The organism is Serratia grimesii (assembly GCF_900186025.1).
Taxonomy (GTDB): Bacteria; Pseudomonadota; Gammaproteobacteria; order Enterobacterales; family Enterobacteriaceae; genus Serratia; species Serratia grimesii.
In genome coordinates this window covers 2619395-2635566 of sequence record NZ_LT883155.1, presented here as the reverse complement: position 1 = coordinate 2635566, position 16172 = coordinate 2619395, and the positions used below count along the sequence as shown (strand labels likewise).

12 protein-coding genes are annotated in these 16172 nt (G+C 52.4%); 8 read left to right on the top strand and 4 right to left on the bottom strand.

Going from position 1 to position 16172, the window contains the following annotated elements; genetic code table 11:
- Positions 1-3: 3 nt before the first annotated feature.
- Complete coding sequence (locus SGBXF1_RS12430; RefSeq protein ID WP_186426903.1) at positions 4-1131, top strand: agmatine deiminase family protein; 1128 nt, start codon at positions 4-6, stop codon at positions 1129-1131.
- 94 nt (positions 1132-1225) lie between these two features.
- Here the strand turns inward: SGBXF1_RS12430 and SGBXF1_RS12425 are convergent, their stop codons facing one another.
- Entirely contained in the window at positions 1226-1429 is a 204-nt protein-coding gene (locus SGBXF1_RS12425) for a hypothetical protein (protein WP_037415360.1), read from the bottom strand.
- Between the two features lie 98 nt (positions 1430-1527).
- Positions 1528-2226 (bottom strand): TetR/AcrR family transcriptional regulator, encoded by a 699-nt coding sequence (locus tag SGBXF1_RS12420; protein WP_037415357.1) that lies wholly within the window; start codon positions 2224-2226, stop codon positions 1528-1530.
- Positions 2227-2269: 43 nt separating this feature from the next.
- Between SGBXF1_RS12420 and SGBXF1_RS12415 the strand changes: the two genes are divergently transcribed.
- The 5 genes from SGBXF1_RS12415 (at position 2270) to SGBXF1_RS12395 (ending at position 10261) form a co-directional block, all read left to right on the top strand.
- On the top strand, positions 2270-3784 hold the full coding sequence (locus SGBXF1_RS12415) for an MDR family MFS transporter (RefSeq protein WP_037415354.1): 1515 nt from the start codon (positions 2270-2272) through the stop codon (positions 3782-3784).
- A 146-nt stretch (positions 3785-3930) separates the two neighbouring features.
- Positions 3931-5085, top strand: a complete 1155-nt coding sequence (locus SGBXF1_RS12410; RefSeq protein ID WP_061806271.1) for an efflux RND transporter periplasmic adaptor subunit — start codon at positions 3931-3933, stop codon at positions 5083-5085.
- Positions 5086-5087: 2 nt separating this feature from the next.
- Positions 5088-8243, top strand: a complete 3156-nt coding sequence (locus tag SGBXF1_RS12405; RefSeq protein WP_186426902.1) for an efflux RND transporter permease subunit — start codon at positions 5088-5090, stop codon at positions 8241-8243.
- Position 8244: 1 nt separating this feature from the next.
- Positions 8245-9699 (top strand): efflux transporter outer membrane subunit, encoded by a 1455-nt coding sequence (locus SGBXF1_RS12400; RefSeq protein ID WP_130380754.1) that lies wholly within the window; start codon positions 8245-8247, stop codon positions 9697-9699.
- Positions 9700-9883: 184 nt separating this feature from the next.
- On the top strand, positions 9884-10261 hold the full coding sequence (locus tag SGBXF1_RS12395) for a DUF1493 family protein (protein WP_061806269.1): 378 nt from the start codon (positions 9884-9886) through the stop codon (positions 10259-10261).
- Between the two features lie 119 nt (positions 10262-10380).
- On the opposite strand, the gene SGBXF1_RS12390 is transcribed toward SGBXF1_RS12395, so the two are convergent.
- On the bottom strand, positions 10381-10947 hold the full coding sequence (locus SGBXF1_RS12390; protein ID WP_037415334.1) for a DJ-1/PfpI family protein: 567 nt from the start codon (positions 10945-10947) through the stop codon (positions 10381-10383).
- Positions 10948-11163: 216 nt separating this feature from the next.
- Between SGBXF1_RS12390 and SGBXF1_RS12385 the strand changes: the two genes are divergently transcribed.
- On the top strand, positions 11164-12702 hold the full coding sequence (locus SGBXF1_RS12385) for a long-chain-fatty-acid--CoA ligase (protein WP_186426901.1): 1539 nt from the start codon (positions 11164-11166) through the stop codon (positions 12700-12702).
- 56 nt (positions 12703-12758) lie between these two features.
- Here SGBXF1_RS12385 and SGBXF1_RS12380 read toward each other — a convergent pair whose 3' ends face one another.
- The gene (locus tag SGBXF1_RS12380; protein ID WP_037415325.1) at positions 12759-14033 is read right to left on the bottom strand and encodes a Glu/Leu/Phe/Val family dehydrogenase; all 1275 of its coding nucleotides are present in this window, start codon (positions 14031-14033) and stop codon (positions 12759-12761) included.
- 619 nt (positions 14034-14652) lie between these two features.
- Here SGBXF1_RS12380 and SGBXF1_RS12375 point away from each other — a divergent pair.
- A complete protein-coding gene (locus tag SGBXF1_RS12375) occupies positions 14653-16110 on the top strand; it encodes an amino acid permease (RefSeq protein WP_037415322.1) in 1458 nt (485 codons plus the stop codon).
- Positions 16111-16172 lie beyond the last annotated feature (62 nt).

Below are 16172 nucleotides of genomic sequence, written 5' to 3'. Positions count from 1 at the left end.
ACCATGTCAACGCGTCGCGAATTTATTAAGCAGGCATCCCTGATTGCCGGCATGAGCCTAACAGCCTCTATGGGGCTGTCGTTACCCGCCCATGCGGCACAGGCTATACGTGGAGAAGGCTGGCGCATGCCTGACGAAGGAGAAGTGCAACAGCGCGCGTTTATCTCCTTTGGTGCGCAGCGGGCGATTTGGGCTGATTACACATCGGGCGTACAAGATGCTTTGGGGCGAGTGGCCCGTGCAATCGCTCAATATCAGCCGTTAACGGTGTTTTGCCGAGAGAAAGAACGGCAATTGGCCGAAGAGAAATGCGGTACTCACAATGTGACCTTCATTATCACTGAGCTTGATGATATTTGGATGCGCGACATTGGCGCCAACTTTGTGATTAACGATAAAGGTCAGCTGGGGGCCGTGGACTTCAACTTTAACGGTTGGGGTAACAAACAACAGCATACCTACGATTCGCGCCTGGCGGCATTTGAAGCGAAACATTACGGCGTCGCCAATATACGGCGCAGCGGACTGGTGGGTGAAGGCGGCGGCATAGAGGTGGATGGCCATGGCACCGGGATCATGACCGAGAGCAGTTGGGTCAATGCTAACCGTAACCCTGGCTGGAGCCGTGACCGGGTGGAACAAGAGTTAAAAGACATGCTCGGCCTGCGCAAAATCATCTGGCTGCCGGGAATTAAAGGTAAAGATATTACGGATGCCCACGTTGATTTTTATGCCCGCTTTGCCAGTCCAGGGGTCGTGGTTGCCAATCTGGATACCGATCCTGAATCTTACGACCACAAGGTGACGCAGGCCCATCTGGCTATCCTCAAACAGGCAACTGATGCTGATGGTCGCAAGTTAAAGATCCATACGATGTCGCCCCCGATGGATCCACGTCGCAGTCGTTTCAGTAAGGGCAATCCGGATTTTGCTGCGGGATATATCAATTACTTTGTGATCAACGGTGCGGTTATTGCCCCGGAGTTTGGTGACCCTGAGGCAGACACCGAAGCACTGAATTTATTAACGGAGCTTTACCCTGAGCGTGAAGTGGTACAGGTGAATATTGACGCCATTGCCGCTGGCGGCGGGGGGATTCACTGCGTGACCAACCAACTGCCGGCAGTGTAAATAGCATTCGCAAAACAGGGCCACTTTTGGCCCTGTTTGTATAATTCTGATGGCTTGTCAGTGTATTCCACAAACCCGCTCGAGAAGTAGTAGTTTATTGATAATCCTTTAGTTTTAAAACATACTTTTTCCAGAAATGGCTTGAAAGGAATGCGTAAAGCAGGGTGATGATGATTGAAGCAAAGCAGGCTTTAATCAGGGAGTTGGGAAAATGAAACTCCCCGATATGTGTTATCAAATAGACTGCGAAAGAGATACCTGCGACCTGTGCCAATCTTTTACGCCGTTCCTGTTTCATCGTTAATCCCTTCGATCTCAAAGACGTTATATTACAATCTCTCATCTATACGGCCCAACGCAAATCGTTCGTTCCCATTTTCCAAGCGATCTCACCTTTCAGCGTTGTGGTCCCAGCCCCTGGGTAAGCAGCGTGATGGCGTGACGGGCAATAACGTCAGCGTTCAATGGATGATCATCGTCATTGCGCTGCCATTTTGGCGCAGTGGCTAATGGCAACAGCGTCATGCCAAACAGGGTAATAAACATCAGTGATGGCTCCAGGCCTGCATTCAGCTTGCCTTCTGCCTGCCAGCGAGTGATCGATTGCAGCGCCGTTTTGCGTTGCGCATCACCAAAACGTTCGTTCATGCGCTGCTTCAGAACGCCGTTATCGCTCATCACTTCACGCAACCACAGTGGGGCAAACCACGGATGATCAGTCGAGATATCGATAAACCGCTGCGCCAGTTGGGTGAAGGCGGCTACCGGGTCGTCTGTATTCGCGTCAAACACACTGCCAGCGGCAAGCCTTACCGGCAGAAAACGTTCGTCGATCAGCACATCCAATAGCTGTTCACGGTTGTGAAAATAGTAGTGGAGCATGGCAGGGGTTACGCCGGCCTCGCGGGCAATGGCATTCAGCGATGTATCAGCAATGCCTTGACGGGCAAACATATTCAGCGCCGTGTCGAGCAAATGCTCGCGTTTTTCTGCGCCATTAGCGCTGCCGCTAGGGCGGCCGGGCCGTCGTGGTTTTTGAACGTTTTGTGCTGTCATCGCGGTGAGATCCATTGACCGGAGAAAAGAATAACTCATATATTAATTACTCGATTAATTAATTACAAGCGGGCTCACTTAAATGGGTACTGATAACGTAGCAGGCAACGAAGAAAACGGCAGGGTGTCGGAACAGGCCCCCTCGATCCGTTTGTTGTTCTCAGCACTGCTGCTGGTCATGTTACTGGCGGCGCTCGATCAGACGATTGTCTCTACTGCGTTGCCGACCATCGTCGGTGAATTCGGTGGTCTGGAGAACCTGTCGTGGGTAGTGACCGCTTATTTGCTGGCGTCGACCATTGTGGTGCCGCTGTATGGCAAGTTCGGCGATTTGTTCGGTCGCAAGATCGTATTGCAGATCGCTATTGTGGTGTTCTTACTCGGTTCCGTGCTGTGCGGGTTAGCCCAGAATATGACGGAGCTTATCCTGATGCGTGCGTTGCAAGGACTGGGCGGGGGTGGCTTGTTGGTGGTAACCATGGCCGTGGTTGGCGATGTGATCCCACCGGCCGATCGTGGGCGCTATCAAGGCTTATTTGGCGGGGTCTTTGGTCTGGCAACGGTGGTTGGGCCGCTGATCGGTGGGGTGCTGGTGCAACATTTCTCTTGGCGTTGGATTTTCTATATCAACCTGCCGCTGGGGATTTTTGCGCTGTTGGTGATTGGCGCGGTATTCCAGTCCAAGGTCAATCGGGTTAAACATGAAATTGACTTTCTCGGGGCCAGCTATCTCGCGGCGGCATTGACCTGCATCATTTTGTTTACCAGCCAGGGCGGCACCGTAATGGCCTGGTCCGACGGCCAACTGTGGTGCATTTTAGCCTTTGGCCTGGTGTCGATAGGCGGGTTTATCTACGAAGAGCGACTGGCGAGTGAGCCGATCATCCCGTTAGGGCTGTTCCGTAATCGCACCTTTGTGTTATGTGCGTTAATAGGCTTTATTGTCGGCATGTCGCTGTTTGGCTCGGTCACCTTCCTGCCGTTGTATTTGCAGGTGGTGAAGGATTCCACACCGACCCAGGCTGGGATGCAATTATTGCCGCTAATGGGCGGGATTATGATCAGCTCGATCATCAGCGGACGGTTGATCAGTAAGCACGGTAAATACCGCATCTTTCCGATCATCGGCACGTTATGTGCGTTGGCAGGGATGATACTGCTGGGTACGCTGAAAAACTCGACCCCGGTGCATTTGTTGTATCTCTACATCAGCCTGTTGGGGCTAGGATTGGGTATGGTGATGCAGGTAATGATCCTCGCGGCACAAAACAGCGTAGAGCCGAAACACATGGGGGTCGCGACCTCCAGTGCCACGCTATTTCGTTCTATCGGGGGGTCTATTGGGGTCGCCGTATTTGGCGCGATCTTTACCAACGTATTGCACAGCCGTCTGTCCAGTCTGCTGCCTGAAGGTGCTGAGTTGCCTCGCTCATTGGGGGCAACTGCCGTGCATCATCTACCAGCAGCGCTGCAACAGGACTACTTGCAGGCATTCGGTGGTGCGATTCACTCGGTGTACCAAATTGCCGCCGTGGTGATGGCACTGGCCTTTGCGTTAACCTGGTTGCTGAAAGATATCCCACTTCGGAAGAAATAGCCTGTTCGCCGGTGCGTCGTAAGCGCGCGCCGGCTCTCTTCATGCTCTGCGATGCAATTTTACTGAATCCTTACGCAACCCTGTCAGACTAAAAACGTCGCTTTCTATATATTGAGAATAAACGTTCTCAATAGGATAGAAAGTCGATGCAAAGGAAAAAGGTTTTTCTTGTCAGCCTGTCGTTGTTACTGGCCGCCTGTGATGGCCAAAGTGGCAGCGCCCCCACAGGCGCCAGTGGCGTGCAGGAGGTTGGGGTGGCGACACTGCATGGTCAATCTGTAACGCTGAGCAGTGATCTGACCGGTCGAGTGAACGCCACCATGACCTCGGATGTCCGTCCTCAGGTGGAAGGCATTATCCAACGTCGCCTATTTACCGAAGGTGCGGAGGTCAAAGCCGGTCAGGTGTTATATCAAATCGATCCAGCGACCTATCAGGCGAGTTATGATCAAGCGGCCGCACAGGTAAAAAGTGCCCAGGCCACGGTGAATTCCAGCCGTCTGAAAGCGCAACGCTACGCTGTTTTGGTTAAAGAGAATGGCGTATCCAAGCAAGATGCAGATGATGCAATGGCGACCTATCTGGAAGCCGTTGCCGCTGTTGCACAGTACAAGGCTGCACTGGAAACGGCCAAGATAAATCTTGCCTATACACAGGTGCGTGCGCCCATCTCCGGCCGTATCGGTATTTCTTCGGTTACCCCTGGTGCGTTGGTGACTGCCAGCCAGACAGATGCACTGGCAACCATTCGTGCGCTTGATCCTGTCTACGTCGATCTCACACAGTCCAGCAGCCAACTGCTGAAATTACGCAAACAGCAGGCTTCGTTACAACGTGACGATGTCACGCCGGTAACCATCAATCTCGAAGACGGTACGCCTTATTCTCACTCAGGCAAACTTGAACTGACAGAAGTGTCGGTAGATGAGTCTACGGGCTCCGTCACGCTGCGTGCCGTATTCCCCAATCCAGAACACGAATTATTACCCGGTATGTATGTTCACGCCAAAGTTGATAACGGTGTCGACCCCAAGGGGATTCTGGCGCCACAACAGGGCATAACCCGCAACGCTAAGGGTGAGGCGACCGCGCTGGTGGTTAACGCACAGAACAAGGTTGAGCAGCGCACTGTTACTACCGAGCAAGTTATTGGCAGTAGTTGGCTGGTCAGTAAAGGGCTGAGTGAAGGTGACCGGTTGATCGTCGAAGGCACCAGCAAGGTGGCTGTCGGCGCTGAGGTCAAAGCGGTTGACGTGCAAAAACAGGCGGATACCGCTGTGGCTAACGGCGGGGAACAGTAACCATGGCGCAATTCTTTATTCGTCGCCCGGTGTTTGCCTGGGTGATTGCGATCATCATCATGTTGTGCGGCCTGATGTCGATCAATTCGCTGCCCATTTCGCAATATCCTGACGTGTCGCCACCGCAGATTTCCATTTCCGCAACTTATCCGGGCGCAGATGCGGAAACCCTGGAAAATAGCGTTACTCAGGTGATTGAACAGCAGCTCACCGGCTTGGATGGGTTGCTTTATTTTTCGGCGACCAGCAGTTCCGACGGTTCAGTGAGTATTAACGTGACCTTCGATCAAGGCACGGACCCAGATATTGCCCAGGTTCAGGTACAGAACAAGGTACAGCAGGCGGAAAGCCGTTTACCGACCGAGGTCACCGCCCAAGGGGTGACGGTTAAGAAATCCCAGAGCAGCTTTTTGCTGATCGTCGGTCTGTATGACGAGACGGACAAGGCCAGCATTGCGGATATTTCTGACTACCTGGTGAGTAACATTCAAGATCCCTTGTCACGTATTGAGGGCGTCGGTGACGTGCAGGTATTCGGTTCAGAATATGCCATGCGCATTTGGCTGAACCCAACCAAGCTGGCGTCCTATTCATTGATGCCATCTGATGTAGAAACGGCCATTGAGGCGCAAAATACCCAGGTTTCAGCCGGTAAGATCGGCGATTTGCCGTCGGGAGCCGATCAACAACTGACCGCTACCGTGAAGGCGCAATCACGTCTGCAAACGCCGGAGCAGTTCCGCAATATCATCCTGAAAAGTGACAGCAGCGGGGCGCTGGTACGCTTGGGCGATGTGGCACGGGTTGAGCTGGGCAATGAGGATTACTCCTCCAGCGCTCGGTTGAATGGTCATCCTGCGTCCGGCATTGCGGTTAAATTGGCTGCCGGTGCCAACGCGCTCAACACCGCCAAATTGGTTAAGGCAAAAGTGGCGGAATACCAAACGTCCATGCCGAATGGCTACAAGGTAGCTTACCCGAAAGACAGCACCGACTTTATTAACATCTCGATCGAAGAAGTGGTGAAAACGCTGATCGAGGCAGTGGTGTTGGTGGTGATCGTGATGTTTGTGTTCTTGCAGAATCTACGCACCACACTGATCCCGACCATTACCGTGCCGGTGGTGTTGCTGGGTACCTTTGGCGTGCTCGCCGCTTTCGGCTATTCGATCAACACGCTGACCCTGTTTGGTATGGTGTTGGCGATCGGCCTGTTGGTCGATGACGCCATCGTGGTGGTAGAGAACGTCGAACGCGTGATGCGAGAAGAAAAACTGCCACCGCGCGAGGCAACGGAAAAATCGATGTCGGAGATCACTGGCGCATTGGTGGGTATTGCCATGGTGCTGTCAGCGGTATTCCTGCCAATGGCGTTCTTTGGTGGTTCGACCGGGGTGATCTATCGCCAGTTCTCCGTCACCATTGTGGCTTCTATGGTGCTGTCGGTGATCCTGGCACTGACGCTGGCACCGGCACTCTGTGCGACTTTGCTGAAACCTGCCCATGACGATCTGACCAACAAAGGTCTGCTTGGCAAGTTCAACCGCGGCTATAACCGTCTGCAGGAAAAGTACGCAGACAAAGTTGGCCGGGTGATCCACAGCCCAATGCGTTATCTGCTGCTGTATGGCCTTTTGTTGATCGCCGCCGCAGTGATGTATATGCGGTTGCCGACCGGCTTCTTGCCCAACGAAGATCAGGGTGTGGTGATGGTGCAGTATACGTTACCGGCCGGGGCAACCAATGCCCGTACCGCTGCGGTCAGTGACGTGGTGAAAGATTATTTCCTGACCGACGAGAAGGCCAATGTCAGCACTATTTTCACCATTAACGGTTTTGGGTTCAGCGGCAGTGGGCAAAATGCCGGTATGGCTTTCGTTAGCCTGAAAGACTGGAGTCTACGCACCGGCAGTGCGAATACCGCTGATGCGATTGCCAAACGTGCAATGGCGCATTTCGCCACTATCCGCGACGCGCAAGTCTTCTCGATGAGTCCGCCGGCGATTGATGGTTTTGGCCAGTCTGACGGTTTCACCTTCGAGTTGCAGGCCAAGGGGGCAACCACCCGTGCGGAGCTACAGGTGATGCGCGATCAGATCATTGCCGCCGCGGGGAAAAATCCGAACCTGAGCGCCGTACGTGCCAACACGTTGCCGGATACGCCGCAGCTGCAAGTGGAAATCGACAACGACAAATTGCAGGCGTTAGGTCTAAGCGCCAGCGACGTTAGCAGCACCCTGTCCAGCGCGTTCGGCAGCACCTACGTCAACGACTTTATCGATCGCAACCGGGTGAAGAAAGTCTATATGCAAGGTGACGTGGAATATCGCTCCAAACCAGAAGATCTCGATAAATGGTTTGTGCGCGGGACATCCAGCACAAGTACCACCAGCATGACGCCGTTTTCTGCCTTTGCCGCTTCCCATTGGATCTACGGACCGGAAAACTTATCTCGTTACAACGGCTTGTCGTCCTTTGAAATCACCGGTGAGGGCGCACCCGGTGTCAGTTCTGGCACGGCGATGGATGAGATGGAAACGCTGGCAGCAAAATTCTCCTCCGCCAGCAGTTTCTCGTGGAGCGGCCTTTCTTATCAGGAGCGGCTGACCAGTGGGCAAGCGGCATCGCTGTATGCTATCTCGCTGGTCGTTGTGTTCCTGTGCCTGGCTGCGCTGTATGAGAGTTGGTCCATTCCGTTTGCAGTGATGATGGTGGTACCGATGGGTGTGGTTGGCTCGCTGTTGGCGATCACGCTGCGCGGTCTGGAAAATGACATTTACTTCCAGGTAGCGTTGCTGACCATTATCGGTTTGTCGGCCAAGAACGCGATCCTGATCGTTGAGTTTGCCGAAGAGAAATACCAGCGGGGTGAAACCTTGATCGCCGCAGCCATTGAAGCATCCCGCATGCGTTTGCGACCTATCCTGATGACCTCGTTGGCGTTTAGCGCCGGTGTCTTGCCGTTGGCTGTTTCCACTGGTGCAGGGGCCAACAGCCGGATCGCCATTGGTACAGGGATCATTGGCGGCACCATCACGGCGACGTTATTGGCCATCTTCTTTGTTCCTTTGTTCTATGTATTGGTGCGCCGGATGTTTTCACGCAAAACGACCCTCGCTACACCGGTAAAAAATACTGCGCCACAGGCAGGAGAATAATGTGCTGCAACGTATAATCACTCTGACATTTCCGCTGTTACTGGCGGGATGCCTCTCGCTGGATCCAGACTACCAGCGCCCACAAGCGCCGGTTCCTGCCAATCTGCCGCAGGGTGCGGCATATGCCGCACCTTCCGGTAAATTGTCATTGAGCTACCCGGATATCCCCTGGCATGACTATGTGGTCGATGCCAAGTTACGGCAGGTGGTGGCAATGGGGCTGAGCAGCAGTCGTGACCTGCGTGAAGCAATTGCCAATATCGAATCGGCGCGGGCGCTATACGGCGAACAGCGTTCTGATTTGTTCCCAACCATTAATGCCGGAGTGGATGGCAGTCGTGGTCGTGCGCTGACCGGCAACGGTAATGCCACCGCAATAAGCCAGAGCTACGAAGCTACGGCAGGCACCAGTGCATTTGAATTGGATTTATTCGGCAAAAATCGCAGCCTGTCGCGTTCTACCTTTGAAACCTATCTGGCGGAATCAGAAGCGGCGAAAAGCACGCGCCTGACGTTGATCGCCGATATTGTCACCGATTGGGTCGATGTTGCGGCTGCACGCAGTAATCTCGCCGTGGCTAAAAGCACCATGGAAAGCGCCAGATTGTCGCTGGAGGTAACACGCAAAAACCAACAAAACGGCATTTTGTCGATGGTCGATGTCGCCTCGGCGGACACGGTGTATCAACAGGCACGATCGGACGTGGCCAGTTATACCACCAGTGCCGCACAGGCAAAGAATGCCTTGGATCTGGTGGTGGGGCAAAGCGTGCCAGAAAACCTGCTGCCAACGGATATTGAAGCACTGTCAGGCATCATGAAAGACATGCCGGCTAACGTGTCATCGCAAGTGTTGCTGAACCGGCCTGACGTACTGGAGGCCGAACATAACCTGAAAGCCGCCAATGCCAACATTGGCTCTGCTCGTGCGGCGTTCTTCCCGTCGATCAGCCTGACGGCTAGCGGCGGAGTGGGGAGTGGGGAACTGTCGTCACTGTTTAGCAAAGGTGTTGGCGTTTGGTCGTTCGCGCCAAGCATCAGTCTGCCGATCTTCACCGGGGGCTATAACACCGCGCAGTTGAATTACACCAAAGCGCAGAAAGACCTGTATGTCGCCACCTATGAAAAAGCGATACAGACTGCCTTCCAGGAAACTGCCGATGCGTTGGCACGCAAGGGGACTATTCAGGAACAGTTGGCAGCGCAAACTGGCTATGTGGCGGCGTCACAAGAGTACTACCGCCTCGCTGAACTGCGTTATCGACAGGGTGTGGATACGTATCTGACGATGCTGGATGCGCAACGGACATTGTATACCGCCCGCCAGTCGTTGATTACCGCCCGGCAAACTGAGTATCAGAACCTGATTACGCTGTATAAAGTTTTGGGGGGCGGTATTACCGCAGAAAAACAGAGTGACGGTGTGATCGCCAATAATGCCTCGCTAACCCAATAAATTTTATCGCCGACAATAACGCTATTACGCAGGGTGGAGTGACTCCGCTCTGCGTATTGTTATATCCATTCTGTGGTGAAAGTGTAAAGAAAAGGAAAATAACCTCGCTGTAAAGAACTCGTAACAATCATCAGGGTCTGAATGATATTGCATCATTCTCGCAGCCAAATAGTTTGAGGTTGAAATGGAAAGTGATATTCAGCAACAGGTGATCTCGGTAATTGAGCGATATAACCCATCCAGCCTCCTCAAACGGGGGATAGCCGTTACTCTTAATACGGAAATAAACAAAGAGCTCAATCTGTCGTTACCGGTGTCGGAGACGTTGATGCGTGGCTATTTCGACGCTTTTCTTATCGATAGCAGCAATTACAATCATGAGTTATATTTTCGGCAGGCATCAAAATCAGCACTGTTATTTTCTTCATCAACGCGCCGCAGTAATCACTGGGATCTTGAAATAGAAAGGATCAGGCCCTTGTATGTTTATATGCTGGTGCGATCTGCCCGGGCCAAACGTTGGTTGTATGACATCCATTTTCTGATAGAACAACTAAAGTGACGCGGTGACATTCTGAATAAAATAGTGTGTTCGTGGCCAAATTCATTACGTGGTATTTATCGCATATAAATAACAAAGAAAGGCCCGGGCGTTAATACCGGGCCTTTCTTATGGTGCTATTAAGCCAGCAACTCGGCAAATTTTGCCAACCACTGCGGATGTGCAGGCCATGCCGGAGCCGTTACCAGATTACCGTCAACATGCGCTTGATCAATGCCAATGTCCGCATAGTGGCCACCACTCAATTGCACTTCTGGTGCACAAGCCGGATAGGCACTACAGGTTCTGCCTTTTAAAATACCAGCGGCGGCCAACAGTTGTGGCCCGTGGCAAACGGCTGCGATTGGCTTACGGGCGGCATCAAAGGCTTGTACCAGCTTAATGACTTGCGGGTTCAGGCGCAGATACTCAGGGGCTCTGCCACCGGGGATCAACAAGGCGTCGTAGTTTTCCTCTTTTGCTGCTGCAAAGTCTGCATTTAAGATAAAACGATGACCGGGTTTTTCACTGTAGGTTTGTGCACCGTCAAAATCATGGATCGCCGTCATAATGTAGTCGCCTTTAACTTTGTCGGGGCAAACTGCATCAACCTGGTGACCAATCATCTGCAATGCCTGAAACGGCACCATGGTTTCATAATCTTCGGCATAGTCGCCGACCAGCATCAGGATCTTTTTTTTACTCATGGGGGCAGTCCTCTGGGAGGGAAAGAATGCCTAACATATAGACTATTGAACAGGGGAACGCGAACCTGTACACAGGTATGACCTTGTCTATACTTTTTGGTGCCGTGGCTTTTTCCGCCGTAGGCTGTTCAGGGAGAGCAACCTCAGCGAGGTGGCGCAGTATCTCATCCATTGGCTCGCCGGGAGATCCCCGGTCTCTGCTTACGAGTACATCACATGCTAAACCTGGCCACATTGCTTGAAGAAAGTGCGCGTTCATTTCCAGATCGTTTGGCACTGGTACAAGACACATTCCAACTCACCTATGCTGAGCTTAATCACCGAGCCAATCAGGTTGCCAATCTGCTTGTCACTTTGCGGGTGCAACCTGGAGAAAGGGTGGCGCTGGCTTGTCCAAACATATGGGAGTTCCCGGCCATTTATTATGGCGTGCTCAAAGTCGGTGCGGTAGTCGTACCCTTGAACACGTTGTTGAAAGCCGGTGAATTTGAGTATTACCTGCAAGACTCACAGGCGGTGGCCTTCTTTTGTTTCGAAGGGAGTCAGGGATTGCCCCTGGGGGAAGAGGCGCGGCGCGCCTTCGAAACCGCAGAAAACTGCCGTGAGTTTATTATTATTGGCGACAGCATACCGCTCACAGGTGACCGCTTCAGCCAAGCCATCAGTACACAACCCACCCATTTTGACAGTGCCACCACGGTGGAGTCTGATACTGCGGTAATCCTCTATACCAGTGGCACCACGGGCCGTGCCAAAGGCGCGGAGCTGACCCATTCCAATCTGGTGTTAAATGCACTAGGTTCAGTACAACTGTTCAACAGTTCCGTGGAACGTCCCGATCGTCACTTGGTCACGTTGCCGCTATTCCATACGTTTGGCTCCACGGTGCAGATGAATGCCGGTTTTGCCTTGGCCGCGACACTGGTGTTAGTACCGCGTTTTGATGCGAAGCAGGCTATCGTGCTGATGCAACAGCATGGCATTACCTTTTTTGCCGGCGTCCCCACAATGTACTGGGCATTATTGAACGCGCTGGACGATACAGCAGACCTGCCACTGTTACGTAAAAATTTGCGCATGGCCGTGTCCGGTGGCGCCAGTTTGCCAGTCCAAATCATTGAGGATTTTGCCCGGCGTTTTGGCGTCAACATACTTGAAGGATATGGGTTGTCGGAAACCAGCCCGGTTGCCACCTTTAACCATCCGGGGCGAGTCAACAAAGTGGGGTCTATTGGCCAGCCTATCTGGGGTATTGAAGTGCGGTTGGTTGATGTCACCGGTAAAACGATAGAAGGCATAGATCAGGTTGGTGAAATTGCGGTGCGTGGTCACAACGTGATGAAAGGCTACCTTAACCGCCCAGAAGCGACGGCTGAGGTGTTGGAGAATGGGTGGTTTAGAACCGGTGATTTGGCACGGCGTGATGCCGATGGCTTCTATTTTGTTGTCGACAGGTCAAAAGATGTGATTATTCGCGGCGGCTTCAATGTGTATCCGCGAGAAGTGGAAGAGCTGATGATCCGCCATCCGGCAGTGTCCTTTGTGGCAGTGATTGGCGTACCGCATCCATCACTTGGCGAAGAGATTAAAGCTGTGGTGGTGATGAAGGATCTGGACGAACCGGTGAGTGAAGACGCGTTGATCGCGTGGACCAAAGAGCGGTTGGCGGCGTTTAAATACCCGCGTATCGTCGAGTTTGTTGAGCGGTTGCCGATGACCAGTACCGGGAAGGTGCTGAAACGACTGTTGCGTTGAAGGGGGCACTTATAAAAGACTCCCGGCCTGCAGAGCAAGCCGGGAGGGATAATGCATTAACCTGGGTAAATGCCACGCTCTTTACGTGCGGTCAGGATACGCTCACAAGCGACGATATAGGCCGCGGTGCGCAGGCTGCACTCTTTCTCTTCGGATTTGTTCCAAACGTGAATCATCGCGTCGGTCATGATCTTGTCCATACGCTCGTTGATCTCGCTTTCGCTCCAGAAGTAGCTGGCCATGTCCTGAACCCACTCGAAGTAACTCACGGTTACGCCGCCGGCGTTACAGATAACGTCAGGTACCACAGTGATGTTGCGTGAACGCAGAACGTCGTCCGCATCTGGGTAGGTTGGGCCGTTAGCGCCTTCCAGAACCAGTTTGGCACTGAGAATCTCTGCACGTTGACGGGTAATCTGGCCTTCCAGCGCAGCTGGGATCAGAATGTCCATATCAACAGACCAGAATGCTTCGCTTTCGATCTCGCTAGCGCCAGGGAAACCGGCGATTTGCTTGTTCTTGGCTTGCCATTCGGTCAATGCAGTCAGATCGATACCGTTAGCGTTGAACAGCGTTGCTGAGTGGTCCTGAATCACTACCACACGCGCACCGATGCCAACAAACAGACGAGCGGCTTCGCTACCTACGTTACCAAAGCCCTGAACTGCAACTTTAGCACCTTCGATTTGTACGCCCAAACGCTTAGCCACTTCACAACCTGTCACGAACACACCGCGACCTGTTGCTTTTTCACGACCCAGAGAACCACCCAAATGGATAGGTTTGCCGGTGACTACGCCGGTGATGGTCGTGCCGTGGTTCATGGAGTAGGTATCCATCATCCAGGCCATCACTTTAGAGTTGGTACCCACGTCTGGTGCAGGGATATCTTTCTGTGGCCCGATGATAAAGCCGATTTCGCTGGTGTAGCGACGGGTCAATCTTTCCAGCTCGCTTTCAGACAGTTTGAAAGGATCGACGCGGATCCCCCCCTTGGCACCACCGTATGGCAGGTTAACTGCCGCACATTTGATGGTCATCCAAGCTGACAGCGCCATAACTTCATCGAGGTCAACGTCTGGATGGTAACGGATACCGCCTTTACCCGGGCCGCGTGACAGGTTGTGCTGAACGCGGAAACCTTCGAAGTGGCGGATTGAACCGTCGTCCATCTGCAGTGGGATATCGACAATCAGCGCACGCTTAGGGTGACGCAGGGTATCGACCCAACGCGACAGATCACCCAGGTAAGGCGCAACGCGGTCGATTTGTTGCAGATAGGTGGCCCAGGCCGTTGTGCTGCTTTCTGAAGCGTAGGATAGCTTTTCCATAACCAACCTTTTTTATATAGAGGTATTTATTTTGTTTAACCGTGGATTACTAAGTGCATAACACTTTTGCGACGCTAAATTTACCATTAAAAATGCCGCTTGTTAGCCCCCCCTCATCGGGCTGGAAGCCGGTTGCCAGCGGGTTTTGAGCCGTAAAAATGAATAGTTAATTACTTTTTCAGAAGCGGTTAGCTGACTACGCATACTTTATGCATAAAAAATGCATAAAACCCGTTTTTATCTATTTTTCAGAACCTTGAATGTGATCAAAAAGTTTCATTTTATTTAAGTGTCATGTTGACAATGCCGTTTCCTGACGCCAGAGTTAAATTCATGTTAAATCGGCGCTTGCAGCGTTTTTTTCTTGAGCGAGAATATTTATAACAAACTGATAGTAAAGCAATTACCCGCCACGCTCATGCCTCGCATGCTAAATGTGGGCGACAGCGCAGTTAGAATAGCCGTTTTCAGATGTGTACAGATATTTACTTCCCTTTAACAAAAGGGCGGGCTTCGTTTTGCCTGAATCTCTTTTTTGCCGGTAAAACGCCCGGTGCGTTTCACTCCTGCTGCAGCGGCACAAGCTGCTTAATCGCCTTAATGACGGACAGGTAACACCATGACAAAAAGTAAGCAACATCGGTTGAATACCCTTTCAACCGAGGGGCCCGACTGCGCCCAAACCTTGCAACGCGGTTTAAGCGAACGCCATATTCAACTTATTTCCATTGGCGGCGCCATTGGCACCGGTTTGTTTATGGGCTCAGGCAAAACCATTGCGCTCTCTGGGACCTCTATCGTTTTGACTTATGTCATCGTCGGCTTCTTTATGTTTATGGTCATGCGGGCAATGGGGGAACTGTTGCTGACCAAGCTCGACTATCGTTCGTTTGCTGATTTCGTCTCCGAATACCTGGGGCCCAAAGCCAGCTTCTTTCTCGGTTGGTCCTATTGGTTGAGCTGGGTGGTCACATGCATTGCCGACGTGGTGGTGTGCGGTGGCTACATACAGTATTGGTATCCGGAGGTCTCGCCGTGGTTACCGGCCTTACTGACGCTGGGGCTATTGTGTCTGTTTAATATGCTGTCGGTGAAGATGTTTGGTGAAGCAGAGTTCTGGTTTGCCATTATCAAAGTGATCGCCATTATTGCGTTGATCGTTACAGGGGCCTGGATGGTTTTCATTGGCTGGACCTCGCCGGACGGTGTTAAGGCGTCGGTCAACAACATCACAGATCCCGCTATTTTTATGCCTCATGGTATTTTCGGCTTCTTTGCCGGTTTCCAGATTGCCATTTTTTCCTGCACCGGCATCGAATTGTTGGGCACTATGTCGGCCGAGACCAAGAACCCGCAAAAGGTGCTGCCTAAGGCGATCAACGTCATCCCGGTGCGCATCATCATCTTCTATGTGTTTTCCATGTTGGCGATCATCGCCGTGACCTCATGGAGCCATATTTCCCCGGACAGTAGCCCGTTCGTTATGCTTTTCGATCAGGCAGGTTTACCCGCTGCTGCTGCGGTGATTAACTTTGTGGCACTGACGTCGGCCATGTCTTCGGCTAACAGTGGCGTATATTCCAGTACGCGTATGTTGTATGGCTTGTCGATGGAAAAGCATGCACACGGGCAGTTCAAAATACTTTCGCGGAATACCGCTATTCCGATCCGCAGTTTGATGTTCTCGTGTTTTTGCATGGTGGTGGGGACGATGCTGCTCATTCTGATGCCAAACGTGATGACGTTGTTTACCATTGTATCTACCGTGGCAGCGATACTGGTGGTTTACAGCTGGGGGATGATCCTGGTGGCCTATCTGGTTTATCGCAAAAAGCGGCCTGAACTGCATGCACGCTCTACCTTCAAGATGCCTGGCGGGGTAATCATGACCTGGCTAACACTGGCGTTTTTTGCTTTCACGCTGGTACTGATGATATTTGACCGTGACACGTTGATTGCTCTGTGCAGCATGCCACTGTGGTTTATCACTCTGGCGGTTGTCTGGCGCTTCCGAATCAAAAACAGTGTAGCTCGGGAAGGCTACGTGTTTTACCAACGCAGTCGAGAGGCAGAATGATACTGGCAGGAGGGCGGAAGACCGCTCTCCTGCTCGGCATTCAAGGGCAATTAAGGTATGCT